Raw genomic sequence first — 219 nt, forward strand, 5'->3', positions numbered from 1 at the left:
ACCGTACGACCGCACCATGACCGCACGGCGAGCCTACCCATCCGACCTGTCCGACGCCCGCTGGGCCCTGATCGCGCCCCGCCTGACCGCCTGGCGACAGGCCCGCACCGACGCCGGCGTCAGCGGCCGCACCCCCACCCACGACCTACGCGAAATCTTCAACGCCATCCTGTACGTCAACCGCACCGGCATCGCCTGGCGCTACCTACCCCACGACTT

Annotated in this window: 1 protein-coding gene; it reads left to right on the plus strand. The window is 70.3% G+C overall.

Annotated features, from left to right (window positions below; all coding sequences use genetic code 11):
• Nucleotides 1-16: 16 nt before the first annotated feature.
• On the plus strand, nucleotides 17-219 hold a 203-nt coding region (locus AAH979_RS43290), incomplete at its 3' end, for a transposase (protein ID WP_346263920.1).

Origin of the sequence: Plantactinospora sp. ZYX-F-223, assembly GCF_039649625.1 — a bacterium.
Lineage (GTDB): Bacteria > Actinomycetota > Actinomycetes > Mycobacteriales > Micromonosporaceae > Plantactinospora.